This is a genomic window from Pseudonocardia sp. T1-2H (assembly GCF_038039215.1).
In the GTDB taxonomy this organism is placed as follows: Bacteria; Actinomycetota; Actinomycetes; order Mycobacteriales; family Pseudonocardiaceae; genus Pseudonocardia.
In genome coordinates this window covers 30,231-55,593 of the sequence record NZ_JBBPCL010000001.1, presented here as the reverse complement: position 1 = coordinate 55,593, position 25,363 = coordinate 30,231, and the positions used below count along the sequence as shown (strand labels likewise).

The window sequence follows — 25,363 nt, the reverse complement described above, 5'->3', positions numbered from 1 at the left end:
TCACGATGGGCACCCTCGGGGACCGGAGCGGCTACCGCGCGGGCTCCCGCCGGACGCCGAGCGCGATCCCCGACGACACCAGCGCGAGCAGCACGACCAGCGCACCGACCCCGACCGTCACGCCCCACAGCCCCCAGCGGGGCGTCAACCGGCCGGCGACGAACGTGGGCACGGCGGACCCGAGGTAGGCGACGAGGAAGCCGGCCGAGAGGAGCCCGCCCCGGGTGTCCTGGTCCGCGCCGCCGAGCAGCAGTCGAAGGCCGCCCGCGAACACGGCCCCGAAGCCGGTGCCGGCGACGACGCTGCCCAGCAGGAACGGAACGGCGGCTCCCAGGCCGGTCGACACCACCGCCACCACCGTGCCCAGCGCGAGCAACCCGTTGCCCACGAGCACCGCGGGGAAGGGCCGCAGCGGGCCCGTGAGCGGCCCACCCAGCACGCTGGACCCGACCAGGGAGGCGACGACGATCCCGCCGAAGAGCCGCCCGTCGTGGCCGAGCAGGTGCGCGCCCACCGACGGCCCGAGCGTCTGGTAGAAGCCACCGAGCGCCCAGGACGCCACGAAGCCGCAGGTCACCGCGGCGAAGAGGGGGCGCGTCCCGCGGGGCACGGTCATCTGCGGCCGCAACGACCGAAGCGCACCGGGTCGGCGCGCGCAGGTCTCCGGGGCGAGCGCGAGGCCGAGCGCGCCGGCACACAGCACGACGGCGACGATCACGAACACGGTCGACGGCGGCATCCCGCCGAACTGGACCAGCGCCCCGGACCCGACCGCGCCCAGCGCCAGCCCGACCGTCGGGCCGGCCCCGGCGACGGCGGCGGCGAGGACGCCGCGGCCCGGACCCTGCAGGTCGACGACGTAGGCGCCCAGCGCACCCGTCGTCAGACCGGCGGCGAGGCCCTGCAGCACCCGGCCGAGCAGCAGCGTTCCGAGCCCGTCGACGGCGAACAGCACCGAAGATCCGGCCAGCCCCAGCAGCACCGCCAGGAGCGCCACCGGGCGACGTCCGACATGGTCCGACAGCCGGCCGCCGACGAGCAGCACCAGCGCCGCCGGGAGGATGTAGAGCACGAACGCACTGGTCACCGCGGAGTCCGGCAGCCCGAACTCCTGCTGGTAGAGCACGTAGAGCGGGGCGGGGGCGCCCGCCCCGACCATCACCGCGACGAGCACCGCCGACAGGGTCGCGAAGGCCACCGGCCGGGGCAGCACGGGGCGGCGGGGAGCGACGAGCATGCCCCCAGCATGCGACCCCGCGCCCCGGGGAGCAGCCCCGGGACCCCGCCGGTCCCGAGCCCGCGTGGGCGCGGGCCCACCACGCGGGCCTTCCGGTGCGACGCGCGGCGTCGACCGCGCGCTCGGGCGAGCAGGCGGGCACGGAGGGGTGCGCGGGTACAGAGTGGGGGCATGACCGACCCCGACGCCCTCGTGAGCACCCGGCGTTCCCTGCACGCCGTGGCGGAGCTCGTGATCGCCGGGCCCCAGTTCCGCGAGCAGGGGAGAGGATCAGGTTGCGGCCGATCCCCGGCGGGTTCGGCGGGGCGGTCTCGCCGCTGCGGGTCGACGGCGCCGAGCTGGTCACGCCCGGCGGGCGGTTCCCCCTGACCGGGAGCTGCCGGTCGCTGGCGGCCGAGGCCGGCGTGACCGTCGGAGCACCGGACAGCTACCCGGACTCCGGGCACGATCCGGACGCGCCCCTGGCCGTCGACGCCGGGGCGGCAGCCCTGCTCGCCGCCTGGTTCGCCCGGGGCGACGCGGCCCTGCGGGCGCTGTTCCCGGACGTCGAACCGGTGTTGTGGCCCGAGCACTTCGACCTCGCCGTCGGCGTCGGCGAGGTCAACTATGGAGTCTCGCCCGGCGACGCCGGGCACCCCCTGCCGTACGCCTACGTCGGCCCCTGGGAGCCGCGCGAGGGACCGTTCTGGAACGCGCCGTTCGGGGCGCTGAAGGAGGGCGACGAGCTGCCCGACGTCGCCGCGCTCGTCGAGTTCCTCCGGGCCGGGCGGTCCGCCGCGGCCTCCCCGTGATCTCCGTGACCGTGCCAGGGTAGGAGCGACACGACAGGGGGCACAGGTCGAAGATGAGCGAACCGAAGCGCGTCGTGATCGTCGGCGGTGGTTTCGCCGGGTACCACGCGGCGAAGTCCCTGCGCCGGAGCCTGCCCGAGGAGTCCGACGCCGAGATCGTCGTCGTCAACCCGACGGACTACTTCCTCTACCTGCCGCTGCTCCCCGAGGTCTCCGCGGCGATCCTGGACCCCCGCCGGGTCACGGTCTCCATCCCGGGCACGCTGGAGGGCGTCCGGCTCGCGCTGGGCACGGTCACCGTCGTCTCGCTCGAGAACAGGACCGTCACCTACACCGACCCCGAGGGCGGCACCCACCAGCTCGGCTACGACCGGCTCGTCCTGGCCGCCGGCAGCGTGAACAAGCTGCTCCCGATCCCCGGCGTCACGGAGTACGCGCACGGCTACCGCGGCGTCGCCGAGGCCCTCTACCTGCGCGACCACGTCATCCGCCAGATCGAGCTCTCCGCCGCGACCGACGACCCGGAGGAGCGCGCCGCCCGGTGCACGTTCGTCGTGGTCGGCGCGGGCTACACCGGCACCGAGGTCGCCGCGCAGGGCCCGCTCTTCACCGAGGCGCTGGTGAAACGCTTCCCCGAGCTGGCCGGGCAGCGCGTGCGCTGGCTGCTGCTCGACATCGCCCCGACCGTCCTGCCCGGCCTGAGCCCGCGGATGTCCCGGACCGCGGACAGGGTCCTGCGCAAGCGCGGCGTCGAGGTCATGATGGGCGTCTCGGTCAAGGAGGCGACCACCGACGGCGTCCACCTCACCGACGACGGCTTCGTGCCCACCCGGTCGCTGATCTGGTGCGTCGGCGTCAGCCCGGACCCGCTCATCGAGGAGACCGGCCTGCCCACCCTGAAGGGCCGGCTCATCGTCGACCCGACGCTCGCCGTCCCCGGCCATCCGGAGGTCTTCGCCTGTGGTGACGCCGCCGCCGTGCCCGACCTGACGAAGCCCGGCCAGGTCACGCCGATGACGGCACAGCACGCCGAGCGGCAGGGCGCGCTCGCCGGCAGGAACGTGGCCGCCTCACTGGGGCACGGGGCGATGCGCCCGTACAAGCATCGCGACCTGGGCTTCGTCGTCGACCTCGGTGGTACGGACGCCGCGGCCGAACCGCTGCACATCCCGCTTTCCGGTCTTCCGGCCAAGGTCGTCACCCGGGGCTACCACCTTGCGGCGATGCCCGGGAATCGCGTGCGGACGGCGGTCGACTGGCTGCTCGACGCGGTGCTCGGCCGACAGTCCGTCCAGCTCGGCCTGGTCCCTGGCTCCGCGGTATCCCTGGAGGCGGAGTGATCAGTCCTTCGTCTCCGCCGGGGTGTCCGGCTGCAGCAGGAACGCGATCGCGAGCGCGACGACGCCGAGCGTGATCAGCGAGTCGGGGACGTTGAAGGTCGCGAACCAGCCGGTGTGCAGGTAGTCCGTGACCGCGCCGTCGATCGCGCGGTCGGCCAGGTTCGTCAGCGCGCCGGCGAGGATGCCGGAGACCCCGACCAGGCCGAGGACCGGCAGGGTGGGGGCCCCGCGCCAGCCGAACACGGCGACGACCAGCGTGATCAGCCCGGTGACCGCGAGGATCACCCAGGCGGGCAGGCCCGCGCCCATGCTGAACGAGATCCCGGAGTTGCGAAGCAGCCGCAGCTGCACGATCCCCAGGTCGACGACGCGGCCGCCGGCCAGCGAGGCCTCGACGGCCTCCTTGATCCCCCAGGAGACCGCGGCGAACGCCGCGACCATCGCCACGAGCGCACCGCGGCGGCTCACGTCCCGCTTACGGCGTGCTCGACGGCGGCGGTGAGGACGACGCGGAGCACCTCGACCTCGGCGAGCGTCCGGGGTGGGTAGAGCAGCGTGTACGTCGCCGGCAGGCCGAGCATCACTCCGGCCAGCGGGTGGTACTCGCCCCACCGCCGCTTGACGACGACCCGGGCGTCGACGGCGCCGAGGACCACGTGCATCGACCCGTCGGACGGGTGGACGTGGGCGATCTCGGGGCCGCCCCGCACACAGAGGGCGTCGTGGTGCTTCTCCCAGCCGCTGGTCCGGATCTCCAACGGCGGGACCGCGAGCTCTGCGACGACGGCCTGCAGCGCCGCCTTCACCGGCTCGGGCGCGTGCTGGTCCAGCACCCGGTGCGGCACGGGATGGGGGCCCACCTCCGGCCGCTGCCCGTCGCGCGGCGGGAGGTCGAGCAGGATCCGGCTGACGTCGCCCTCGCCCGGTTCCAGCGGCTCGAACGGGTCCCGGCCTCGCAGCCGCATCCCGGTGACGGTGATCCACCCGGCGACGTTCGGCGGGAGCCCGCCGGGCCCGAGGCTGCGCCACTTCCGGTAGTCCCGCACCGCCCAGCCGGCCGCCCCGGCCGCCGCGGCGACGAGGACGCGCGCGCCGATCACGTGTCGTCCCCGCTCCCCGCGTCTGGCGTGGCGAAGGCGGCGACGGCGGAGAAGTCGCTGACCGCGTCGGCGCTGATCACCTCGGCGGGCGGGCGGCCGCGCAGGATCTGCTTGATCGGGGTCTCCAGCTTCTTGCCGGTCAGCGTGCGCGGCACCGCCGGGACGACCCGGATGTCGTCCGGCACGTGCCGCGGGGACAGCTCGGTGCGCAGCGCGCCGCGGATCCGCGCGCGCAACGCGTCGTCGAGCTCCGCGCCGTCGGACAGGGCGACGAACAGCAGCAGCTCACCCGGTCCTCCCCCGCTGTCCTCCAGGTGCACGACGAGGCTGTCGGCGACCTCGGGGAGCTCCTCGACCACCGAGTAGAACTCGGCCGTGCCCAGCCGGACGCCGCCGCGGTTGAGCGTGGCGTCGGAGCGGCCGCTGATCACGAAGGTGCGGCGGGAGGACATCACGACCCAGTCCCCGTGCCGCCAGACCCCGGGGTAGGCCTCGAAGTACGACGACCGGTAGCGCTCGTCGCCGGGGTCGTTCCAGAACCGCACCGGCATCGACGGCATCGGCTTGCGGATCACCAGCTCCCCCAGCTCCCCGACGATCTCCTCGCCCTCCGGGTCGAACGCCGTCGCGTCGACCCCGAGGCACGGGGCGGAGATCTCGCCGCGGTAGACCGGGAGCCAGGGGTTGCCCGCGACGAACCCCGAGCAGACGTCCGTGCCGCCGCTCATCGAGTTGACGAGCACCCGGTCCCCGAACTGCTCCTGCGCCCACTCGAAGCCCTCGTCCGGCAACGGTGAGCCGGTGATCCCGAGCATGCGGAGCTTCGAGAGATCCACCTCGCGGGCCGGTTCGATCCCCTCCTTGCGGCAGGACATCAGGTAGGCGGGGCTGGTCCCCAGCAGGGACACCCCGGTTTCCGCCGCGATCCGCCACTGCTCGGTGAGGTCCGGGTACAGCGGGTTCCCGTCGACCAGGACGACGGCCGCCCGGTGCAGCAGGCCCGAGACGATGATGTTCCACATCGTCCAGGCGGTGGTGGTGAACCACAGGACGTGGTCGCCGGGTCGCGTGTCCAGCTGGAACGCGCCGGACTTGAGGTGCTCGAGCAGGATTCCGCCGTGGCCGTGCACGATCGCCTTCGGCAGGCCGGTCGTGCCGGAGGAGAAGAGCACGTAGAGCGGGTGGTCGAACGGGACCGCTTCGAACGCCGGCGGCTCGGTCTCGGCAAGCAGGTCGTCCCAGCTCACGGCGTCCGGGACGCGGTGCGGCCCGTACTCCACGCCGACGACGTGGCGCAGCGTCGGCAGCCCGGCCCGCACCGCCTCGACCTCGGCGGTCTTGTCGATCTCCTTGGCGCCGTAGGTGTAGCCCGCGACCGTGACCAGCACCGTCGGCTCGATCTGCGCGAACCGGTCGATCACACTGCGCGCCCCGAACTCCGGCGCGCAGGACGCCCAGACCGCGCCCAGGGACGCCGTCGCCAGGAACGCGACGAGCGCCTCCGGGATGTTCGGCAGGAACCCGACGACCCGGTCCCCGCGACCGACGCCGAGCCGGCGCAGGCCCGCCCGGGCCCGCGCCACCTGATCCGTGAGCTCGGCGAACGTCAGCTCGACGGGACCGCGGGTCTGCGAGCGCGCGATCACCGCGGTCCGGTCCGCGTCCTCGGGCAGGCCCAGCATGTGCTCGGCGTAGTTCAGCGTGGCGCCCGGGAACCACTGCGCACCCGGCATGTCCCGGTCCCCGAGCACGGTGTCGTAGGTGCCCCGGACACCGAAGTGGTCCCAGATCGACGACCAGAAGCCCTCGAGATCGTCCACGGACCAGCGCCACAGCTCGTCGTAGCTGCGGAACTCGCGGCCGCGTTCCGTCGCCAGCCACCGGACGTAGCGGCCCAGCGCGGTGGTGTCCAGGACGTCGTCGGCGGGCGGGCGCAGGACCGCGGGGCCACCGGTGTCGTTCGGCGTGCTCACCTCTGTGAGCCTGCCACGGTCAGCGGCTTCCCTGCCCGTCGTCGACCTTGACGATCGTGCCCGTGACCGCCTCGGAGGCCGGCGAGACGAGGTAGAGGAGCGTGCTGTCCAGCTGCGGCGGCAGCCCGAGGCGCCTGCGCGGGGTGGACTTCCAGAACTCCCCGATCCGCTCGATCATCCCGTCCATCATCTCCGAGGAGAACGCCCCGGGGGCGATGGCGTTGACGTTGATCCCGTACCGCGCCCACTCGACGGCCAGGGCCTCGGTCATGCGGTTGATCCCCGCCTTGGTGATCGAGTACAGCGCGGCACCGTTGCCCCCGTAGTCGAACGATCCCATCGAGGACAGGTTGACGATCCGGCCCGGCCGCTCCGCCTCGATCAGCCGCCGCGCGACCTCGCAGGCCAGCACGTACGGGCCGCGCAGGTTCGTGTCGAACACGGCGTCGATCAGCTCGAGCGACATCTTGTGGGCGCGCTGGGCGTCCGGGATCCCCGCATTGTTGACGAGGATCGTGAGGGTCCCGAAGGCGGCCTCGGCCCGGGCTACGGCGTCGGGCAGGGACGCGACGTCCGAGACGTCGACCGTCACCGCGGCGGCCTTGCCGCCCCGCGCGACGATCTCCGCGACCAGCTCCTCGAGCCGGTCCACCCGCCGGCCCGCGACGACGACACTCGCGCCCGCCGCGGCGAGGACCTCCGCGAACCGCCGCCCGAGCCCGGACGAGGCCCCGGTGACCAGGGCCGCCTGGCCGGTGAGGTCCGACGAGGCGTTGGGCAGCGGGAAGTCGGGCACGGGCGCTCCTCGGTGAGTCGGGTCGGACCCACCCTAGACAACTGAACGCCCGATCAGTAGAGCTCTCAGCTCGGCGTGGTGCCCGCCGGCAGCGCCTCGAGCATGATGTCCGGGAACTTGCGCTGCACGATGTCGAGGCGCCACTTGTTGCTGAACACCGCGAGGTAGGTGCCGTCCGTACGACGCAGCACCTCGACCTCGGACTGCGAGGCCAGCGCCTGCTCGCCCTCGGCGTCCGTACGGCGGGCGAGCTGGTAGCTCAGGTTCTCCAGCGTGACCGGGGCCTTGAACTCGCCCTCCAGCCGCGCGGTGACGACGTCGAACTGCAGCGGGCCGACGGCGGCGAGCACCGGCGCCTGGTCACCGCGACGGTCCGAGCGGAGCACCTGGATGACCCCCTCGCCGTCGAGCTGGTCGATGCCGCGGCGGAACTGCTTCTGCTTGCCCGTGTCCGCGCACCGCGCCACCGCGAAGTGCTCGGGGAGAAGCTCGGGATCGTCGGGAACTCGACCGGGTCGGCCTCGTAGAGGGTGTCCCCCGGGCGCAGCGCGGTGGCGTTGACCAGCCCGACGATGTCCCCCGGGAAGGCCTCCTCGACCGTGGTCCGGGTCTGCCCGAAGACGGACTGGGCGTACTTCGTGGCGAACGGCTTCCCGGTGGCGGCGTGCGTGAGGACCATGCCGCGCTCGAACCGCCCGGAGGCGATCCGCAGGTAGGCCATGCGGTCCCGGTGCGCGGGGTCCATCCCGGCCTGCACCTTGAAGATCAGCCCGGACAGCGGGGTGTCGAGCGCGCGCGGCACCCCGTCCGCGTCCTCCCGCTCCGCCGGTGCCGGGGCAAGCTCGACGAGCGCGTCCAGCAGCCGGCCGACGCCGATGTTCGACAGCGCCGCCCCGAACATCACCGGCGTCGCGACACCGGCGAGGAAGTCCTTCTCGTCGTAGCCCGCGCCGATCTCGGCGAGCAGCGCCAGCTCGTCCTGCGCGGCGGCCCAGGGCTGCGGCTCCTCGGCCGCGATGACCTCCGCGGCGACCGGCTCGGCCGTCGCCTTCGTGGCGCCGCCGGCGGAGCGGGTGAAGCGGGTGAACTCGCCGGTCTCGCACTCGATGAGGCCCTGCAGCTCGCCCGCGATCCCGAGCGGCCAGGTCAGGGGCATCGGGCGCAGGCCGATGGTCTGCTCGATCTCGTCGAGGAGCTCCAGCGGCTCCCGGCCCGGCCGGTCCCATTTGTTGACGAACGTGAGCACCGGGATCTTGCGCGCGCGGCACACGTCGAACAGCTTCAGCGTCTGGGGCTCGAGGCCTTTCGCCGCGTCCAGCAGCATCACGGCCGCGTCGACGGCGGCGAGCACCCGGTAGGTGTCCTCGGAGAAGTCACCGTGGCCCGGTGTGTCCAGCAGGTTGATCACGGTGTCCTTGAAGACGAACTGCAGCACCGCGGAGCTGACCGAGATCCCGCGGGCGCGTTCCATCTCCATCCAGTCCGAGGTGACGCCGCGCCGGCCGGCCTTGCCGTGGACGGCACCGGCGGAGTCGATGGCCTCGGCGTGCAGGGCCAGGGCCTCGGTCAGCGTGGACTTGCCCGCGTCCGGGTGGCTGATGACGGCGAAGGTCCTGCGCCGCGCGGCCTCGTTCACGACCTGCGACACGCTCTGCGACAACGTCCGTCCCACTCCTGTAGTCCACCTGGTCTGTGCCATCAGGCTACTCCGGTCGACGAGGTCGCCCGGCCGGGAGCCGGACCGGTGCAGCCTGTGACGGCGTCTCCTCTTGCGGTCTTGTATGAGCCAGCTCACACTCGACCCCCGGCGGGACACGCCCGACAGGGCAGGGTGAGCGCGTTCCGGCCAGGGACCCGGGGAGATCCACATGGTCGCCACTCCCGAGAACGCCGGCGGATCACCGACCCGGGTGTCGGGCCCCAACACGGCGCGGACGGTGCTCGTCGCCGGGACCGCGGCGCTCGGCGGGTTCCTGTTCGGCTACGACACCGCCGTCATCAACGGCGCGGTCGGCGCGGTCGGGAAACAGTTCCACGCCAACCCGGTCGTCCTGGGCTTGGCGGTGTCGGCGGCGCTGGTCGGCTCCGCGATCGGCGCCTGGTTCGCCGGCGGGCTGGGTGACCGGTACGGGCGGATCCGGGTCATGGTGATCGCGGCGGTGCTCTTCGCGGTGAGCGCACTCGGCTCGGGCTTCGCCTTCAGCATCTGGGACCTCGCTTTCTGGCGGCTCGTCGGCGGCCTCGGCGTGGGGGCCGCGTCGGTGATCGCGCCGGCCTACATCGCCGAGATCTCCCCCGCCAGGTTGCGCGGGCGGCTCGGCTCGTTGCAGCAGTTCGCGATCGTCACCGGCATCTTCGTCGCGCTGCTGGTGGACTTCGCGCTGGTCGCGTTCTCCGGCAGCGCCGAGGCCCCGCTGTGGTTCGGGCTCGCGACGTGGCGCTGGATGTTCCTGTCGCTGCTGGTCCCCGCGTTCGCCTACGGCGGTCTGGCGCTGACGATCCCGGAGTCCCCGCGCTACCTGGTCGCCAAGAGGGACTTGCACAGGGCGGCGGACGTGCTGCGCCGCTTCGTGGGCGGGGACGTCGACGAGAAGATCAAGGAGATCGTCCGCACGCTGGGCAGCGCCGCCGGCCGCGGCACCTTCGCCACCGTCCGCGGGCCGGCGCTCGGGCTGCTGCCGATCGTCTGGGTCGGCATCGGCCTCTCGGTGTTCCAGCAGTTCACCGGCATCAACGTGATCTTCTACTACTCCTCGGTGCTGTGGCAGGCCGTCGGCTTCACCGAGCAGGACTCGCTGGCCATCACGGTCATCACCTCCGTCACCAACATCCTCACGACGATCATCGCCATCGCCCTCGTGGACCGCATCGGCCGCAGGCCGCTGCTGCTCGTCGGCGCCATCGGACAGTTCGTCTGCCTGGGCACGCTCGCGGTGCTGTTCGGCACCGCGCCCGTCATCAACGGGACCCCGACCCTCGGCGGCGCCGCTCCGATCGCCCTCATCGCGGCCAACCTCTACGTCGTGTTCTTCGGCGCGACCTGGGGTCCGGTCGTCTGGGTGCTGCTGGGCGAGATGTTCAACAACCGGATCCGGGCCATGGCCCTCGCGCTGTCCGCCGCCGCGCAGTGGGTCGCGAACTTCGTCATCTCGACGACGTTCCCGTCCCTCGCCTCCGTCGGCCTCGGCCTCGCCTACGGCATCTACACGTTCTTCGCCTTCGTCTCGATCCTCTTCGTGTTCAAGTTCGTGCGGGAGACGAAGGGACGCGAGCTCGAAGACATGGTGTGACGAACCGATCTTGGGGTAGGAAGCCCCCATGACGGGTGACGGATTCTCCGGAGCGATCTTCGACGTCGACGGGGTGCTGGTCGACTCACCCCACGAACGCGCCTGGAAGGACTCCCTGCGCGAGCTCATGGAGGGCGAGTGGGCGGACGTCGCACCGTCCACGAGCTGGTCGCCGGAGGCCTTCACCTCGCAGGTCTACCAGGAGCAGATGTCCGGCAAGCCGCGCCGGGCGGGGGCGCTGGCGGCCCTGCAGTACTTCGACGTGCCGGACGCCGAGAGCCGGGCGGACGTCTACGGAGCGCACAAACAGGACATCCTGGTGAAGCTGATCGAGGACGGTGACTTCCGCGCCTACCCGGATGCGCTGCGGTTCGTCCTGGCCTGCAAGGACGCCGGGCTGCGCATCGCGGCGGCGTCCTCGTCGAAGAACGCCGGGCTGTTCCTCCGGCAGATCCGGCTGGACACGTTCGCGGAGCAGGAAGGCCTCTCCTACGACTTCCTGACGCCCCGCCTGACCCTGCTCGACGCCTTCGACGTCGACATCTCCGGCCGGGACTTCGCCCACGGCAAGCCGCACCCCGAGATCTTCCTGACCGCCGCCGACGAGCTCGGCTACGCCCCGGCGCAGGTGTTCGTGGTGGAGGACGCCGTGAGCGGGATCCAGGCCGCCAAGGCCGGCGGGATGGCGGCGGTGGGGGTCTCGCGGGCGGACGACTTCGACGCCCTCGCGGCCCAGGGCGCGGACATCGTCGTCAGGTCCCTGGACGAGATCGACGTGGACGCCCTGCGCCGGCACGAGCTGGTCGCGAAGTAGCTGCCCCGGCCCGGGACCGTCGGCCCGGGGGCGCTCCTGAATTCTGCGACCGTCGCGCCGCGCGTCGCGTAGAAGGGTGCCGTGACGCCGGCCCGGCCCGACGAGCGCCTGCGGGCGAGCGCCCGAGATCGTCTGCGGCGAGCGCTGCTCCGGACGTACGTGGCCCTGCGTCCGTCCGGGGGACGTCGCAGCTGGTCCGTCCGGCACCCCGCTGAGGAACGCTCGTAGCCGGACCTCGCCCCTCACGCGCCGGAAACACCCTGGCCACAGGGGCTTCGTAGCGTTCCGACCACTGCGCCACGACGCTGGAGAACGCGGTCGCCGACGGGACCGAGTTCGACACCGCGGTGCAGAACCTCCTGACCCAGATCATCACCACCCACGGCGCGGTGGTGTTCAACGGCGACGGCTACTCGGACAAGTGGCAGATCGAGGCCGCCGACCGCGGGCTGCCGAACCTGCGCACGACGCTCGACGCGCTGCCCGAGCTCGTCACCGAGTCGGCGATGGACCTGTTCGAGAAGTACAAGGTCTTCAACCACCGCGAGATGCACAGCCGCTACGAGGTCGGCCTGGAGCAGTCGCGCTGACGATCGGCGTCGAGGCGCGGCTGACCTCGGAGGTCGGCACCACCTCGATCCTGCCGGCCGCGGTCCGCCACCAGAGCGAGGTCGCGACCAACATCGGGGCCCTCAAGGCCGCCGGGGTCGAGGTGGAGACCGCGAGCCTCGCCGAGGTCACGGAGCCGCTGACCGCCCTGCGCGCGGCGCTCGCCGAGCTCAGGGGGCCCTCGCGGCGGACGCGGGCGAGACCGCCCTCGCCGAGGCCGAGCACGCGCAGAACGAGGCGCACCGCGGCCATGGCCGCGGTGCGCGCGGCCGCGGACACCCTCGAGGGGATCGTGGCGGACGACCTGTGGCCGCTGCCGACCTACCAGGAGATGCTCTTCATCCTCTGATCACGCGGACCGGCCCCGCTCGGCCCGACCGGTGTACGCCGGCCGGGCCGAGCCCGTCTCCGGGGCCGGCACTCTGCCGGACGGGGCGCGCCCTCGTACGCGGCAGGGGACACCCCATGGCCCGCCGAGGCTCCGGCCAGCACGCTTCCTCCATCCCGCCCCGAGCAGGGGCCCCGATCGAGGAGCGGCCATGACCCTTCGTCCCGGACCCGCCCCGGCCGGCCCGCGCCGCCGTTCGCACCTGCGGCTCGCCCTGGCGACCGGAATCCCGTTCGCTGTCCTCTGGGGCGCGTGGTTCACCCTCGCCGGCACCCTCCCCCGGGGCCGGGCGGGCTGGGGATCATCGCCGTCGCCGCGGTCGTCGCGGGAGTGTTCTTCGGGAGGGCGATGTCGCTGGTCCTCGGCGGCATGCAACTCCGGGGAGAGCGCCGGACCCTCGGCACGGAGACCACGGGCCGGGCCGGCGTCGCGAGAGCGACGATCCCCGTCGGGGTCCCCGCCGCCGAGGTGCTGCGTCGCGGTGCCGGAGCGGCCGCGGCCCTCCCCCGGGCCGAGGTCACCTCGATCGATCCCGAGGCGGGCACGCTCGCTCTCCGGGTCGGCATGTCCTGGCGGAGCTGGGGCGAGCGGATCGAGATCACGGCGGCGCAGAGGTTCGGCTTCGCCACGGACGTCACGATCACGAGCAGGTCTGCGATGCCCTGGACGCTGGTCGACCACGGCGTCAACGCGCGCAACGTCGAGCGGCTCGCCGGCTGGGCCCGGGGTCTCTGACGACGGGAGCGATGCAGCGGCGAATCGCTTCTCGTCGTACGGCGGAAATGTGAGACTTCGCCAATGGCGAGATCGAGCGGCAGCACACCAGGAACGAAGTCCCGTCCCGAGAAGTCCGAGCGGGTCCCCAAAGCTGTCTACGAACGGGAACTGCTCCGGCTGCAGGGTGACCTGGTCCAGATGCAGGAATGGGTGAAAGTCACCGGCACCCGCCTCGTCGTGATCTTCGAAGGCCGGGACGCCGCAGGGAAGGGGGGCACGATCCAGCGGGTCTCCGCGCACCTCAACCCCCGGATCTGCCGGATCGTCGCACTTCCGGCACCGACCGAACGGGAACGGACGCAGTGGTACTTCCAGCGCTATATCGACCACCTGCCGGCGGCCGGCGAGATCGTGCTCCTGGACCGCAGCTGGTACAACCGCGCCGGTGTCGAGCGGGTCATGGGGTTCTGCACGCCTCAGGAGTACGAACGCTTCATGCGGCAGACCCCGATCTTCGAGAACCTGCTGATCGAGGACGGCATCCTGTTGCGCAAGTACTGGTTCTCGGTCAGCGACCGTGAGCAGGAGCGACGATTCCGCGACCGCCTCGGGAATCCGCTCAAGCAGTGGAAGCTCTCACCGATGGACCTGGAGTCGATCACGCGCTGGGACGACTACTCCCAGGCCAAGGACGACATGCTGGCGCACACCGACACGGACACGTCGCCGTGGTTCGTCGTGGAGGCCGAGGACAAGCGCAACGCCCGGCTGAACATGATCCACCACCTGCTCTCGAGCGTTCCCTGGCAGCCGGTCGAACGTCCGCAACTCTCGATCCCCGAGCGCCCCGAGGGCCGCGGTTACCAGCGGCCTCCGCGCGAGGTGTCGCGGTCGGTGCCGGACCATGCGGCGTCACTGACCGCGTAGCGGCCGCCGACACGGGCGCGGACTGCTCCGGCTCTACACCTCACCCGGCGGCCCCGAGAGGATCGCCTTGCTGGCCCGCCACGACAAGATCGGCCGCTCCGACGCCGCGCTGAGCACCGAACCGACGCTCGCGAACGACGCGATCGAGAAGGCGGACAGGAACGATTCGGCCGACCACGATGCAAGGTACGCACACCGCTCGCCGAGCGGCCCTGATCGAGCGCTGACCTGCACGAACAGCATTGCCGGCTCGGTCTCCACAGTAGACCGGATCACCCGCGGGGCTCCCCGACGCGACGTCCGTCGTGGAGATCGCGCCGGCCACGGCCCGATGCTGACGAAGCCGGCCGAGCTCGCGGCGGCGATCGCCGCCGCGGCCGGGTAGACACCTCTAGGCGGTGCCCCCGATCTCCTCGCGGAGCTTGAACTTCTGGATCTTGCCGCTGGCGGTTCTCGGCAGCTCGGGCAGGATCTCGAGACGTTCGGGCCAGTACTGCCTGGCCACGCCCTTCCCGGCGAGGAAGTCCTGCATCCCGACGAACGTGAGCTCCTGGCCCGCGGCGGGCACGACGCACGCGCACGCGCGCTCCTGCAGCCGCGGGTCCGGCAACCCGACGACCGCGACCTCGGCGATCGCGGGGTGCTCGTAGAGGACGTTCTCGACGTACGCGACGGGGATGTTCTCCCCACCGCGGATGATCACGTCCTTGGTGCGGCCGGAAATGCTCAGATAGCCGTCCGCGTCGATCGTGGCCAGGTCACCGGTGTCGAACCACTCGCCGTCGAAGCCCTCGCGGGTCATCTCGAGCCGCTCGGCGTAGCCGACGAACAGGAAGGGGCCGGTGACCTGCAGCCGGCCCTCGGTGCCGGGCGGGACCTCGGTGCCCTCGGGGTCGACGGCCCGGATTTCCATGCCGGGCCACGGATAGCCGTCGGTGTCGATCAGCTTGTCGTCGGGGTCCCCCGGGATGCCGAGGGTGACCAGCGCGTCCTCGCTCTGCCCCCAGCCGCCGAGCACCACCAGATCCGGCAGCTTCTCCCGCGCCTGCCGGACGATCGCCCGCGGGATCGGGGCACCCATGCAGCAGAACCGGGTGAGCGACGAGAGATCGTGCTCCGCGAGGTTCGGCGCGTTCAGGGTGTCGTGCAGGAACGGCGTGGCCGCCGAGGTGTAGGTGATGCCGTGCTCCTCGACGAGCTCGACGAACCGGGACGGGTCCCACACGTCCTGCAGGATCGCCGTCGCACCGTTCTGCACCGCGAGCCGCGCGCCGTAGAGGAACCCGGTCAGGTGCGCGAGCGTCGAGGCCATGTGGAACACCGTGTCGGCGGTGATCCCCAGGCGTTCCGGCAGCGGGTCGTTCGCCGCAACGGCCGTGTTGTGGGTGTGCATGACGCCCTTGGGCTCGCCGGTGGTGCCCGAGGTGAAGATCAGCAGCGTGACGTCGTCCGGGTCCGGCCGCAGGTCGGCCAGCTCGGCCGGATCCCGACGCTCCTCCCACGGGGTCGCCGCGAACTCGTTCCACGACCCCCCGTCGCCGACGACCAGCACGTGCTCCAGCGCCGGCCAGTCCTCCCGCAGCTTGTCGATCATGCCGGCGTGGTCGAACCCGCGGAACGCGCTCGGTACGACGATGACCTTGGACTTCGCCAGCCCGACCATGAAGCGGAGCTCGCGCTCGCGGTAGATCGGGATGAGCGGGTTGCTGATCGCGCCGATCCGGCTCGCCGCGTAGTGCACGAGGATCCACTCGATCCAGTTCGGCAGCTGGAAGGACACCACGTCGCCCGGGCCGACGCCGAGCTCGCGCAGGCCGAGGGCGCACCGGTCGACCTCCCGACGCAGCTCGCCGTAGGTCACGCGGCGCCGGGGGTCGACGAACGCGACCTTGTCCGGCGTGGCCGCGGCGGCCTCGTCCAGGAAGTCCGTGATGACGCGGTCCCGCCAGTAGCCGGCGTACCGCGTCTTCTGCTCGTCGGTGAGGATCGTCTCGAACGCCATCGTTCTCCTCACTAACTCATGGTGAGGCCGCCGCTGACGCTGACGGTCTGGCCGGTGATGTACGAGGCCTCGTCCGAGGCGAAGAACGCGACCATCCCGGCGAGGTCCGCGGGCTGGGCGAGCCGGCGGAACGGGATCGCCCTGGTCAGCCCCTCGCGGAGCTTCGGGTTGTCCCCGCCCATCGAGGCGAAGAGCGCCGTGTCCGTCGGGCCCGGGCACACGACGTTGGCCCGGACCTGGTGGCGGGCCATCTCGCGCGCGATCGTCTTGGTGAAGGCGATGACGCCGCCCTTCGCCGCCGAGTACACGGCCTCCCCGGACGAGCCGACCCGGCCGGCGTCCGACGCCAGGTTGACCACGGACCCGTAGCCCTGCTCGGCCATGATCGGCAGGACCGCCTTGCAGGTGTGCAGGACGCCGTAGAGGTTGATCGCGATGACCCGGTCCCAGTCCGCCGGGTCCGAGTCCACGAACGGGCTCGCCTTGTCCCAGCCGGCGTTGTTGACCAGCACGTCGATCCGGCCGAACTGCGCGTGCGCCTGCTCGACGAGGGCGTCGACCGAGTCCCGGTCCGTCACGTCCGCGCGGATTCCCAGTGCTGTATTCCCTCCGGCGCCGATCGCGTCCGCGGTCTCCTTCGCGGTGGTCTCGTTGATGTCCGACACGACGACCGTGGCGCCCTCGGCCGCGAGCTTCTCGGCGATGGCGCGGCCGATGCCCTGACCGGCGCCGGTCACGATGGCGATCTTGTCCTGGAGGGTGGGCATGTCTCTCCCGTTCACCGGTTCGAGCTGGTCAGGGGCGAGCTCGCGGCCCAGGCGCTGCCGGGCGATCACGAGCTTCATGATCTGGGCGGTGCCGTCACCGATCTGCAGGCCGAGCACGTCCCGGAGCCGCTGCTCGATCGGCAGCTCGGTGCGGTAGCCGTACTGGCCGTGCAGCAGGAGGCACTGGTTGATGACGTCGTAGGCGGTCTTCGGCGCCCACCACTTGCACATCGCGGCCTGCGAGGTGTGCGGCAGCCCGGCGTCCTTGAGCCACAACGTCTGGTGGCAGAGCAGCCGCGCCGCGCTCAGCAGCGTCTCGGCCTCGGCCAGCGGGAAGGCGACGCCCTGGTTCGTGCTCAACGGCCGGTCGAACGCCTCGCGCTCGCCGACGTAGCGCCACGTCTCGTCGAGGGTCTGCTGGGCCGAGCCCAGGCACTGCAGCCCGATCAGCGCGCGGCTGAAGTCGAAGCCCTGCATGACCTGGGTGAACCCGCGTCCCTCGGCGCCGAGCAGATGGTCGGCCGGGATCCGGACGCCGTCCAGATGGACGGCGCCGCGGCCGACGGCCCTCGTCCCCATGTCCGAGTACGCCTCGCGGGTGACGCCGGGCAGGTCCAGGGGCACGAGGAAGGCGGAGATGTCCTTCCCGCGCTTCTCCGACGGCCCGGTGCGGGCGAAGACCACGACAGCCGCGGCGTCGGCGCCGAACGACAGGGACTTGACGCCGTCGAGCACGTAGAAGTCGCCGTCGCGGCGGGCGGTCAGCCTCGGCATCCCCGCGTCCGAGCCCGCGTGCGGTTCGGTGAGCCCGATGCCGACGATCTCATCGCCGGCGCAGATCTTCGGCACCCAGTGCTGCGCGAGCTCCGGCCGGGCGTTGCCGGTGATGATCTGTGCGACGAGCGAGCCGACGACCTGCAGGTACGCGACGTTGATGTCCCCGCGGCCGATCTCCTCGGTGATCATTCCGCTGGTCAGCCGATCGACCCCCTGCCCGCCCAGCTCGACGGGGATCTCCGGCGCGATCAGGCCCAGCCCGCCGATCTCCCGGCGCAGCTCCGGCTCGATCCGGCCGTCCCGCTCGCGGGCCGCGTACCCCGGGAGCAGCTTCTTCTCCGCGACCGTCCGGGCCCGCTCGCAGTACCTGTCCTGGACGTCGGTGCGCTCGAAGTCCACGCCGGCCTCAGTGCGAGACGACGTGCTTGGCGAACTCGGGCGGACGCTTCTCGGCGAACGCCGCGGCGCCCTCCCGGCCCTCGGCGGAGTCGGTGAACAGGTTCAGGGCGGACATCGCGAGGTTGCTCAAGCCCGCCTGGTGGTCGGTGTCCGCATTGAAGGACTGCTTGAGGAACCGGATCGCCGTCGGGCTCTTCTCCGCGACCTCGGCGGCCCAGCGCTTCGCCTCGTCCATCAGCTCGGCCGCGGGCACGACGGCGTTCACGAGGCCCATCCGCTCGGCCTCCTCCGCGCTGTACTGGCGGCACCAGAACCAGATCTCGCGCGCCTTCTTCTCCCCGACGACCCGGGCCAGGTAGGCGGTGCCGAACCCCGCGTCGAACGAGCCGACCTTCGGGCCGGTCTGGCCGAACCGCGCGGTGTCCGCGGCGATGGAGACGTCGCACAGCACGTGCAGCACGTGCCCGCCGCCGATCGCGAGGCCGTTGACGGCCGCGATCACCGGCTTGGGGATGTCCCGGATCAGCTTGTGCAGGTAGCCGATCTCGAACATGCCGCTCTCGGTGGGCCCGTAGTCCCCGGTCTCCGCACGCTGCTTCACGTCGCCGCCGGTGCAGAACGCCTTGTCCCCCGCGCCGGTCAGGATGATCGCGTGGACCCGGTCGTCCGCCCACGCCGAGCGGAAGGCCTTGATCAGCTCATCGACCGTGCGACCGCGGAAGGCGTTGTAGCGCTGCGGCCGGTTCATCGTGATCACGGCGGCGGGGCCGTCGATCTCGTAGGTGATGTCCTCGTAGTCCTGTGCCACGTCGTCGGCCCCTTCGTCGTTCGGTACGCGCCCCACCGTGCAGAACTTTGACCCTGAAGTCAATAGCTGAATCGCGAGCCGAAGTAGTACCCTGCGGTGAAATCGCGGACGAGAGGGGCCGGCGATGGGCACGGACCAGGCTGTCGGCGACGAACCCGTCAGCCGGATCGAGCGCAAGCGGGGGCGGCGGATCCAGGAGATCCTGACCGCGGCGGCGGAGCTCTTCGGCGAGCGCGGCTACGCCGCGGTGAGCCTGGAGGACGTGGCGGAACGGCTCGACGTCACGAAGGGCTCGCTCTACTACTACTTCGCCAGCAAGGACGCCCTGGGCACGGCCGCGATCGAGACCCTCGGCAACGAGTGGACGTCGCGGCTGGAGAACCTGCCCGCAGCCCGGGCCGGTTCGCCGGCGGACCGGCTGCGCGCCCTGCTCCGCGAGCACACCACCATCGCCGTCCGCGAGTACCCGGCGGCCCTGGGCCTGTTCCTCGTGCCGCGGGAGTGGCCGCAGGACCAGAAGGAGCGGATCAAGGAGCTGCGCGGGCGTCACGACGGGCTGTTCCGCCGGGTCGTGGAGGAGGGCGTGGCCACGGGCGAGTTCCGGGTGACGGACGTGGGCACGGTCCTACAGTGCATGCACGCTTCGATGTCGCAGGCCCCGGTGTGGTGCGAAGGGCTCGGCGGCCCGGCCCTCGACGAGGCGATCGACCGGCTCGCGGACACGCTGATGATGTTGGTCGGCCAGGAGCCCTGAGCCGGCCCTCGACGCCGTGCACATGGACCCCACCGACCCGACGGCGCCCTGGCCGCGCACCCCGCGGCCGGGACATCATCGACACCATGACCGACCGCTCCGAACGCATCGTCGACACGCTCGTCACCGCGTTCGACGACCTGATGGCCGCGGACCCCGCGGCCTTCCGCACGAAGTTCCGGAAGATGGCCGCGGACCCGTTCGCGTTCTACCGGGGCAGCGCCTGCCTCTTCTACGCCGACGTCGCGGAGCGGGACGACCCGTGGGCGGACGAGCGCACGAGCCGGATCTGGATCCAGGGTGACCTGCACGCCGAGAACTTCGGCACCTACATGGACGGCGACGGCGTCCTGATCTTCGACGTCAACGACTTCGACGAGGCCTACGTCGGCCACTTCACCTGGGACGTCACCCGGTTCGCGGCCAGCCTGGCGCTGCTGGGCTGGCGCAAGGCGATCTCGGACGCGCACATCTCGGGCCTGGTCGAGCGGTACGTCCGCGCCTACCTCGACCAGGTCCGCCGGTTCGTCGAGACGACGGACGACCGCAGCTTCGCCCTACGCCTGGACACCACGGACGGGCCCGTGCACCAGGTCCTCGAGCTCGCGAAACTGCGCACCCGCGTCGCGCTGCTGGACCGCCTCACCGAGACCGAGGGCTTCGACAGGATCCTGCGCGACGGCCCGGGCCTGCGCCGCCTCGACGACGCCGAGCGGGAGAAGGCCGCCGAGGCGTTCGCCCGGTACGTCGAGACGATCCCGGAGGGCAAGCGCTACCCGGGCGTCACCTACTCGATCAAGGACATGGCCGGGAAGTCCGGGTTCGGGATCGGCAGCGCCGGGCTGCCCGCGTACACGGTGCTCGTGGAGGGCTTCAACCAGGCGCTGGACAACGACGTCGTCGTCTCGATGAAGCAGGGCAACGTCGCAGCGCCGTCCCGGGTGGTCACCGATCCGGACGTCGCCGGGCACTTCGAGCACCACGGCCACCGCACCGCGGTCTCCCAGCGCGCGCTGCAGGCCCACGCGGACCGGATGCTCGGCTGGACGGACCTCGACGGCGTCGGGTTCGTCGTCAGCGAGGTCTCGCCGTACGAGGCGGACCTGGACTGGTCCGAGCTCACCGAGCCGGACGAGATCGGCCCGGTCGTGGAGTACCTGGGCCGGGCGACGGCGAAGGCGCACTGCGTCGCGGACTCGGACGCGGACCACTCGCTCGTCGACTTCCAGACCGAGGACGCGATCACCCGGGTCGTCGCCGGCCGGGAGGACGAGTTCGTGGCCTGGGTCGTCGACTTCGCCCACACCTACGCCGCGCAGGTCCGGGAGGACCATGCCCTGTTCGTCGACGCGTTCCGGGAAGGTCGGGTCCCGGGCGTGTCGGCGAGCGGCTGAAAGGCCTCTGGCCTGCGTACACTCCGGCCATGGCCGCCCCGCGACGTGCCCCGGCTGCCCTCTCGGTCGGCGGCATGACGAGGGCGACCGTCGCGTTGCCGCCGAGGATGCCGTAGCGCTCGACGAGCACGACCTCCGCACCGGCATCGGCGGCCGCCACCGCCGCCCCGAAGCCGGCGGGCCCCCACCCACGACGAGCACGTCCGTGTTGGCGGCGAGCACACGGTCCGGGGGGCAGCATCACCTCGGTGTGGTGCGCGGGGCGCGGCAGCGGCGGCATCAGAAGGCTCCGTCGTGGCCGATCCCGGTCAGCGACGGCCGCGGGTCGAGCGTGTCGAGCAGGTGCCCGAGCCGGTCCCGGGTGAGCTGGGCGCTCTCGGTCAGCCGCACCATCCGCCGCCGCACGACGCCCAGCCGCTCGGGCCGCTCGTCCCACAGCCGGTCCAGCTCCGCCAGCAACGGCCCGGCGTGCTCCCGGCGCATGCCGCGCAACGCGGGGGCACCGGCGGCGCAGGCGAAGTCGAAGACCTTGCCTGCGTAGGGCAGTGGCAGGAACGGCACCCCGGCCATCGCCGCGAAGATCAGGATGTGCAGCCGCATCCCGACCACGAGATGCAGGTGGTCCATCAGCCCGAGCACCTCGCCGGGCTGGTACGGACCGTGCAGGACGCGGCCGCGGCTCGGATCGGTCATCCGGGCCAGCACCCCGTGGGAGTGCCGGAGGTCGTCCTCCTCCATCGACAGGAAGACCACCTGCGCGTCCAGCCGGTGCACCAGGAAGTCCGACACCACCGCCAGCAGGGCGTGGTAGCCGTCCTCGTCGAGGAACTCGGCGGCGCGCCCCGGCTCGCGCACGGAGACGCCGACCAGCCAGACGTCGGAGGAGATCCCGCCCCGGTCCAGCCGTTCCCGGGGGAAGCGGATCGGCTGCAGGAGCAGCGCCGGATCCGCGGTCACGCTGATCTCGGCGTCGACGCCCGCCTCCTCCAGCACCTTCTTGGACTCACCGTCTCGGACGAGGAGGTCCGCCACACCGTCCAGGGCGTTGCGGACCAGCGCGCAGTCCCCCGGATCGTGCAGTGGTCCGGCGCCGACGGCGTGCACGAACACCGGCACGCCGGCGGCGTGTGCGGCCTGTACGACCCGCAGGTAGCGGCTGCACTCACCGTCGTAGAGGATCCCGCCTCCGCCGAGCACGAGCAGGTCCAGCCCGGCCACGGCCTCGGCGACCCGCCGGCGGTCGGCCTGCTCCAGGCCCACCACCTCATCGGGCCGGTGGTGCAGCCGGGTGTGCTCGGCGTTGCGGCTGAACACGACCAGCCGCACCTGCGGCCGCAACACGCGCACCCCGGCCAGCACCGAGGTGAGGATCGCCTCGTCACCGACGTTGAGCCCGCCGTACGAGCCGATCACGCCGACGGTGAGGCCGCGATCGAGGCCCGGCGCGCGCGCAGTGCCCGTCGCGAAGTCCCCCGCCTCGTGGCGCCTGCCCGACGGGAACGGCGCGCTCACCCCGCGGAGCCCGTCTGGTCGAGGTCATGGGAGGTGAGGACCGGCTGGGCGCGGGTCTCGGCGCGCGTGCCACGGCGAGGTGGCGGTGGGTGTCGGGGCATGGACTCCTCCTGCGGGAAAGGGGCTGTGCACACCATCGTGACGAGCCCGCGAGCCGTCCGGCGCGCTCTGACAGGGGGAACTTCACGCGCCGATTCGCCCTGGCGGGTCGGGGTGGCCGGTTGGTTCGAGTGCGCAGGGTGCGACGCGAATCTCCCGGCGCGACGCCCCGGCGACCCGGCGTCGGCCGTGCCCGGATCCAGATCGACCGACGTCCCCGGAAAACGAATCAACCCTGACCGCTCTCGCCGGTCAGGGTTGGTATCGATCTTGTGCGCCCGAAGGGATTCGAACCCCTAACCTTCTGATCCGTAGTCAGATGCTCTATCCGTTGAGCTACGGGCGCGTGCGTTGTTCAGTTGTACCGACTTTCGAGTCCGACCCGGGAGTCGGCCTCGTCGGCGCGGAGGCTCCGGGATTTGAACCCGGGATGGGGGGTTACCCCAAACCGCATTAGCAGTGCGGCGCCATAGACCAGACTAGGCGAAGCCTCCCGGGGCCAGTCTCGGCCGCCAGCGATGCCAAGACTACACAAGCCCGTCGAGGCATTTCACCGGGGTCGGCCAAATGCCGTCGTTGCTGATCAACGCAGGTGTGAGTCGAACCAGTTGAGCATCCGCTGCCAGGCGTCCCCGGCGGAACCGGGCTCGGAGTCGAAGCGGTGCCCGGACCCGGGGTAGATGACCAGGTTCGTCGCGACGCCGGCCCCGTCCGCGGCGTCCTTCAACTGCTCCAGCGCCGGGTCTTCGCTGCCGTCCGCAGGTTCGCCGTAGATGCCCAACCAGGGGCAGGTGACCTCGGCCGCGGCGCTGACGAGCGACGGGAAGGAGTCCGACAGCGGCTCGGTGGTCCCGGTCCCGCCGACGGTCACCGCGGCGCCCAGGGTCCGGCTCGCCGCCACGAGCAGCGCGACGGTGCCGCCCAGGTCGAAGCCGATGACGCCCATCCGGTCCGGGGTGACGTCGTGCTCGACGAGCCAGCCGAACGCGGTGTCGGTGTCCGCCATGACCTGCTCGCCGTCGAGCCGGCGGACCTGGTCGGCGACCTGCTCGTCGCTCGCGTGCAGCTCGTCGGCGCCGTCGCGGTGGTACAGGTGCGGCGCAACGGTGAGCCAACCGTCTCCCGCGATGCCCGACACGAGGCGACGCACGGCGTCGGTGACACCCCGTGCCTCGTGGAGCACGACGACGCCGCCGCGCACCGGGCCGTCGGGCTGGGCGACGGTGAGCCGGAGTTCACTGCCGTCGACCAGCGGGACGGTCTCGGTGCGGATCTCGGTCATGCGCGCAGCCTTCCACCTCGGTGGTCCGACGGCGGGCCGGGGCCGTCTACCGTGACGGACATGACGTCGATCCGCCCCGACCTCGACAGCCTGCCCGCCTACGTGCCCGGCCGCGCCGTGCCCGGGGCGATCAAGCTGGCGAGCAACGAGGTGCCGATCCCGCCGCCGGCGGCGGTGCTGGCCGCCATCGCCGAGGCCGCCGCCGGGGGCAACCGCTACCCGGACCTCGCGGCGGTCGCGCTCACCGAGCGGCTGGCCACGGAGCTGGGCGTCGGCACGGAGCGGATCGCCGTCGGCTGCGGTTCGGTCAGCCTCTGCCAGCAGCTGGTGCAGATCAGCTGCCGGGAGACCACGGACGAGGTGATGTTCGCCTGGCGCTCGTTCGAGGCGTACCCGATCGTCACCCAGATCGGGAACGCCCGGGCCGTCACGATCCCGTTGGACGGGGACTTCCGTCACGACCTCGACGCGATGGCGGCCGCGGTCACGCCGAACACCCGGCTGATCTTCGTCTGCAGCCCGAACAACCCGACCGGCACCGTGGTGCACCGCGCGGAGTTCGAGCGGTTCCTCGCCGCCGTCGGACCGGACGTGCTGGTGGCGCTGGACGAGGCGTACTTCGAGTACGTGATGGACCCCGAGGCCGTCGACGGGACGCGGCTGCTCGAGGCGCACCCGAACCTCGTCGTGCTCCGGACGTTCTCCAAGGCCTACCGACTCGCCGGGCTTCGTGTCGGATACGCGGTCACCGCCCCGGATGTCGCGACGGCGCTGCGCAAGGTCTGCGTGCCGTTCAGCATCAGCTCGGTGGCCCAGGCCGGGGCGATCGCCGCCCTCGACCACGCCTCCGAGCTGCTGTCCGCGTGCAAGGAGGTCGTGGGCGAGCGGGTCCGGGTGCGGGAGGCGCTGGTCGCGGCCGGGTACACGGTGCCGGCGACGCAGGCGAACTTCGTCTGGCTGGCGCTCGGCGAGAGGACCGCGGACTTCGCGCGGCACTGCGGCGAGCACAAGGTGATCGTGCGACCGTTCCACCCCGACGGCGTGCGGGTCACGGTCAGCTCCCCCGAGGAGAACGACCGGCTGCTCGAGGCGGTACTGGCGTTCGCTCCCTGAAGCACCCGCACGGGCACACCGACCTGCGGTTGAATGGGGAGATGAGCGCGTCTCCGCCGCCCGACGGCCCCTGGGAACCGACCCGACGCTTCGGCACGGTCGAAGCGCGGGCCGACGAGCGGAACTGGGCGATGTCCGCCCACATCCTGAGCTTCGTCTCGGCCTGGTTCGCGCTCGGCCTCTTCGCGCCCCTGGTCGTGCTCCTGGCCAAGGGCAACGACTCGGCGTTCGTGCGCCGCCACGCCGTCGAGTCGCTGAACTTCCAGATCAACGCCCTGTTCTACACCGTGGTGTTCTACCTGCTGATCTTCGTCGGGATCGGGCTGGTCCTGCTTCCGCTCTACGGGCTGTTCTACCTGGTGTGCGTGATCACGGCGACGGTTCGGGCGTCGTCGGGGCGGGACTACCGCTACCCGTTGACCGTCCGGTTCGTGCGGTAGAGGTCCTGGAACGACGAGGGGCCCCGGACCTGTC

23 protein-coding genes, 2 tRNA genes and 3 pseudogenes are annotated in these 25,363 nt (G+C 72.0%); 12 read left to right on the top strand and 16 right to left on the bottom strand.

Annotation, left to right across the window (positions count from 1 at the left end; genetic code table 11):
• Nucleotides 1-31: 31 nt before the first annotated feature.
• Entirely contained in the window at nucleotides 32-1,237 is a 1,206-nt protein-coding gene (locus WBK50_RS00305; protein WP_341333680.1) for an MFS transporter, read from the bottom strand.
• 275 nt (nucleotides 1,238-1,512) lie between these two features.
• On the opposite strand from WBK50_RS00305, the gene WBK50_RS00300 reads away from it, so the two are divergent.
• Nucleotides 1,513-2,028 carry a hypothetical protein gene (locus tag WBK50_RS00300; protein ID WP_341333679.1) on the top strand — a complete coding sequence of 172 codons (516 nt, stop codon included), beginning with the start codon at nucleotides 1,513-1,515 and terminating at the stop codon, nucleotides 2,026-2,028.
• A gap of 53 nt (nucleotides 2,029-2,081) precedes the next feature.
• The gene (locus WBK50_RS00295; protein ID WP_341333678.1) at nucleotides 2,082-3,368 is read left to right on the top strand and encodes an NAD(P)/FAD-dependent oxidoreductase; all 1,287 of its coding nucleotides are present in this window, start codon (nucleotides 2,082-2,084) and stop codon (nucleotides 3,366-3,368) included.
• Here WBK50_RS00295 and WBK50_RS00290 read toward each other — a convergent pair whose 3' ends face one another.
• The 5 genes and pseudogenes from WBK50_RS00290 to WBK50_RS00270 all read right to left on the bottom strand — a co-directional run bounded on the left by WBK50_RS00290 (nucleotide 3,369) and on the right by WBK50_RS00270 (nucleotide 8,936).
• A complete protein-coding gene (locus tag WBK50_RS00290; protein WP_341333677.1) occupies nucleotides 3,369-3,836 on the bottom strand; it encodes a signal peptidase II in 468 nt (155 codons plus the stop codon).
• A complete protein-coding gene (locus WBK50_RS00285) occupies nucleotides 3,833-4,468 on the bottom strand; it encodes a luciferase domain-containing protein (protein ID WP_341333676.1) in 636 nt (211 codons plus the stop codon). The genes WBK50_RS00290 and WBK50_RS00285 overlap by 4 nt, the downstream gene beginning before the upstream one ends.
• Nucleotides 4,465-6,441: an acetoacetate--CoA ligase gene (locus tag WBK50_RS00280; RefSeq protein WP_341333675.1), complete on the bottom strand. Its 1,977-nt coding sequence runs from the start codon at nucleotides 6,439-6,441 to the stop codon at nucleotides 4,465-4,467. The genes WBK50_RS00285 and WBK50_RS00280 overlap by 4 nt, the downstream gene beginning before the upstream one ends.
• 19 nt (nucleotides 6,442-6,460) lie before the next feature.
• Nucleotides 6,461-7,237, bottom strand: coding sequence for an SDR family NAD(P)-dependent oxidoreductase (locus WBK50_RS00275; protein WP_341333674.1), 777 nt, complete (start codon nucleotides 7,235-7,237; stop codon nucleotides 6,461-6,463).
• 65 nt (nucleotides 7,238-7,302) lie between these two features.
• Nucleotides 7,303-8,936: pseudogene (locus tag WBK50_RS00270) on the bottom strand (peptide chain release factor 3).
• Nucleotides 8,937-9,105: 169 nt separating this feature from the next.
• On the opposite strand from WBK50_RS00270, the gene WBK50_RS00265 reads away from it, so the two are divergent.
• From WBK50_RS00265 to ppk2, 6 genes are all read left to right on the top strand, one after another.
• On the top strand, nucleotides 9,106-10,527 hold the full coding sequence (locus WBK50_RS00265; protein ID WP_341333673.1) for a sugar porter family MFS transporter: 1,422 nt from the start codon (nucleotides 9,106-9,108) through the stop codon (nucleotides 10,525-10,527).
• A gap of 28 nt (nucleotides 10,528-10,555) precedes the next feature.
• Nucleotides 10,556-11,341 carry an HAD family hydrolase gene (locus tag WBK50_RS00260; RefSeq protein ID WP_341333672.1) on the top strand — a complete coding sequence of 262 codons (786 nt, stop codon included), beginning with the start codon at nucleotides 10,556-10,558 and terminating at the stop codon, nucleotides 11,339-11,341.
• 347 nt (nucleotides 11,342-11,688) lie between these two features.
• Nucleotides 11,689-11,931, top strand: a complete 243-nt coding sequence (locus tag WBK50_RS00255; protein ID WP_341333671.1) for a hypothetical protein — start codon at nucleotides 11,689-11,691, stop codon at nucleotides 11,929-11,931.
• Nucleotides 11,932-12,053: 122 nt separating this feature from the next.
• Nucleotides 12,054-12,299: a hypothetical protein gene (locus tag WBK50_RS00250; RefSeq protein ID WP_341333670.1), complete on the top strand. Its 246-nt coding sequence runs from the start codon at nucleotides 12,054-12,056 to the stop codon at nucleotides 12,297-12,299.
• A gap of 291 nt (nucleotides 12,300-12,590) precedes the next feature.
• Complete coding sequence (locus WBK50_RS00245; RefSeq protein WP_341333669.1) at nucleotides 12,591-13,073, top strand: hypothetical protein; 483 nt, start codon at nucleotides 12,591-12,593, stop codon at nucleotides 13,071-13,073.
• Between the two features lie 63 nt (nucleotides 13,074-13,136).
• Entirely contained in the window at nucleotides 13,137-13,982 is an 846-nt protein-coding gene (gene ppk2 / locus WBK50_RS00240) for a polyphosphate kinase 2 (protein ID WP_341333668.1), read from the top strand.
• Between the two features lie 33 nt (nucleotides 13,983-14,015).
• On the opposite strand, the gene WBK50_RS00235 is transcribed toward ppk2, so the two are convergent.
• From WBK50_RS00235 to WBK50_RS00215, 5 genes and pseudogenes are all read right to left on the bottom strand, one after another.
• The gene (locus tag WBK50_RS00235) at nucleotides 14,016-14,225 is read right to left on the bottom strand and encodes a hypothetical protein (RefSeq protein ID WP_341333667.1); all 210 of its coding nucleotides are present in this window, start codon (nucleotides 14,223-14,225) and stop codon (nucleotides 14,016-14,018) included.
• Between the two features lie 148 nt (nucleotides 14,226-14,373).
• Complete coding sequence (locus WBK50_RS00230) at nucleotides 14,374-15,984, bottom strand: cyclohexanecarboxylate-CoA ligase (protein ID WP_341333666.1); 1,611 nt, start codon at nucleotides 15,982-15,984, stop codon at nucleotides 14,374-14,376.
• Nucleotides 15,985-15,995: 11 nt separating this feature from the next.
• On the bottom strand, nucleotides 15,996-16,751 hold the full coding sequence (locus WBK50_RS00225; protein WP_341339236.1) for an SDR family NAD(P)-dependent oxidoreductase: 756 nt from the start codon (nucleotides 16,749-16,751) through the stop codon (nucleotides 15,996-15,998).
• Nucleotides 16,752-16,817: 66 nt separating this feature from the next.
• Nucleotides 16,818-17,927, bottom strand: a pseudogene (locus WBK50_RS00220) (acyl-CoA dehydrogenase family protein); the annotation flags it as partial.
• 7 nt (nucleotides 17,928-17,934) lie between these two features.
• On the bottom strand, nucleotides 17,935-18,735 hold the full coding sequence (locus WBK50_RS00215) for an enoyl-CoA hydratase-related protein (protein ID WP_297492800.1): 801 nt from the start codon (nucleotides 18,733-18,735) through the stop codon (nucleotides 17,935-17,937).
• Between the two features lie 124 nt (nucleotides 18,736-18,859).
• Here WBK50_RS00215 and WBK50_RS00210 point away from each other — a divergent pair, with 124 nt between their 5' ends.
• Both WBK50_RS00210 and WBK50_RS00205 read left to right on the top strand, forming a co-directional pair.
• Nucleotides 18,860-19,489 (top strand): TetR/AcrR family transcriptional regulator, encoded by a 630-nt coding sequence (locus WBK50_RS00210; RefSeq protein WP_341333665.1) that lies wholly within the window; start codon nucleotides 18,860-18,862, stop codon nucleotides 19,487-19,489.
• Nucleotides 19,490-19,575: 86 nt separating this feature from the next.
• A complete protein-coding gene (locus tag WBK50_RS00205) occupies nucleotides 19,576-20,883 on the top strand; it encodes a DUF2252 domain-containing protein (protein ID WP_341333664.1) in 1,308 nt (435 codons plus the stop codon).
• Nucleotides 20,884-20,950: 67 nt separating this feature from the next.
• On the opposite strand, the pseudogene WBK50_RS00200 reads toward WBK50_RS00205, so the two are convergent.
• The 5 genes and pseudogenes from WBK50_RS00200 to WBK50_RS00180 all read right to left on the bottom strand — a co-directional run.
• Nucleotides 20,951-21,124 (bottom strand): annotated as a pseudogene (locus tag WBK50_RS00200) (FAD-dependent oxidoreductase); the annotation flags it as partial.
• Between the two features lie 38 nt (nucleotides 21,125-21,162).
• Complete coding sequence (locus tag WBK50_RS00195) at nucleotides 21,163-22,395, bottom strand: polysaccharide pyruvyl transferase family protein (protein ID WP_341333663.1); 1,233 nt, start codon at nucleotides 22,393-22,395, stop codon at nucleotides 21,163-21,165.
• 372 nt (nucleotides 22,396-22,767) lie between these two features.
• Nucleotides 22,768-22,840 (bottom strand) — tRNA-Arg (locus WBK50_RS00190).
• A 58-nt stretch (nucleotides 22,841-22,898) separates the two neighbouring features.
• Nucleotides 22,899-22,988: transfer RNA gene (locus WBK50_RS00185), tRNA-Ser, on the bottom strand.
• Between the two features lie 89 nt (nucleotides 22,989-23,077).
• Nucleotides 23,078-23,776, bottom strand: a complete 699-nt coding sequence (locus WBK50_RS00180; protein WP_341333662.1) for a dienelactone hydrolase family protein — start codon at nucleotides 23,774-23,776, stop codon at nucleotides 23,078-23,080.
• A 60-nt stretch (nucleotides 23,777-23,836) separates the two neighbouring features.
• On the opposite strand from WBK50_RS00180, the gene hisC reads away from it, so the two are divergent.
• Both hisC and WBK50_RS00170 read left to right on the top strand, forming a co-directional pair.
• A complete protein-coding gene (hisC, locus tag WBK50_RS00175) occupies nucleotides 23,837-24,889 on the top strand; it encodes a histidinol-phosphate transaminase (protein WP_341333661.1) in 1,053 nt (350 codons plus the stop codon).
• Between the two features lie 41 nt (nucleotides 24,890-24,930).
• Complete coding sequence (locus WBK50_RS00170) at nucleotides 24,931-25,329, top strand: DUF4870 domain-containing protein (RefSeq protein ID WP_341333660.1); 399 nt, start codon at nucleotides 24,931-24,933, stop codon at nucleotides 25,327-25,329.
• Nucleotides 25,330-25,363 lie beyond the last annotated feature (34 nt).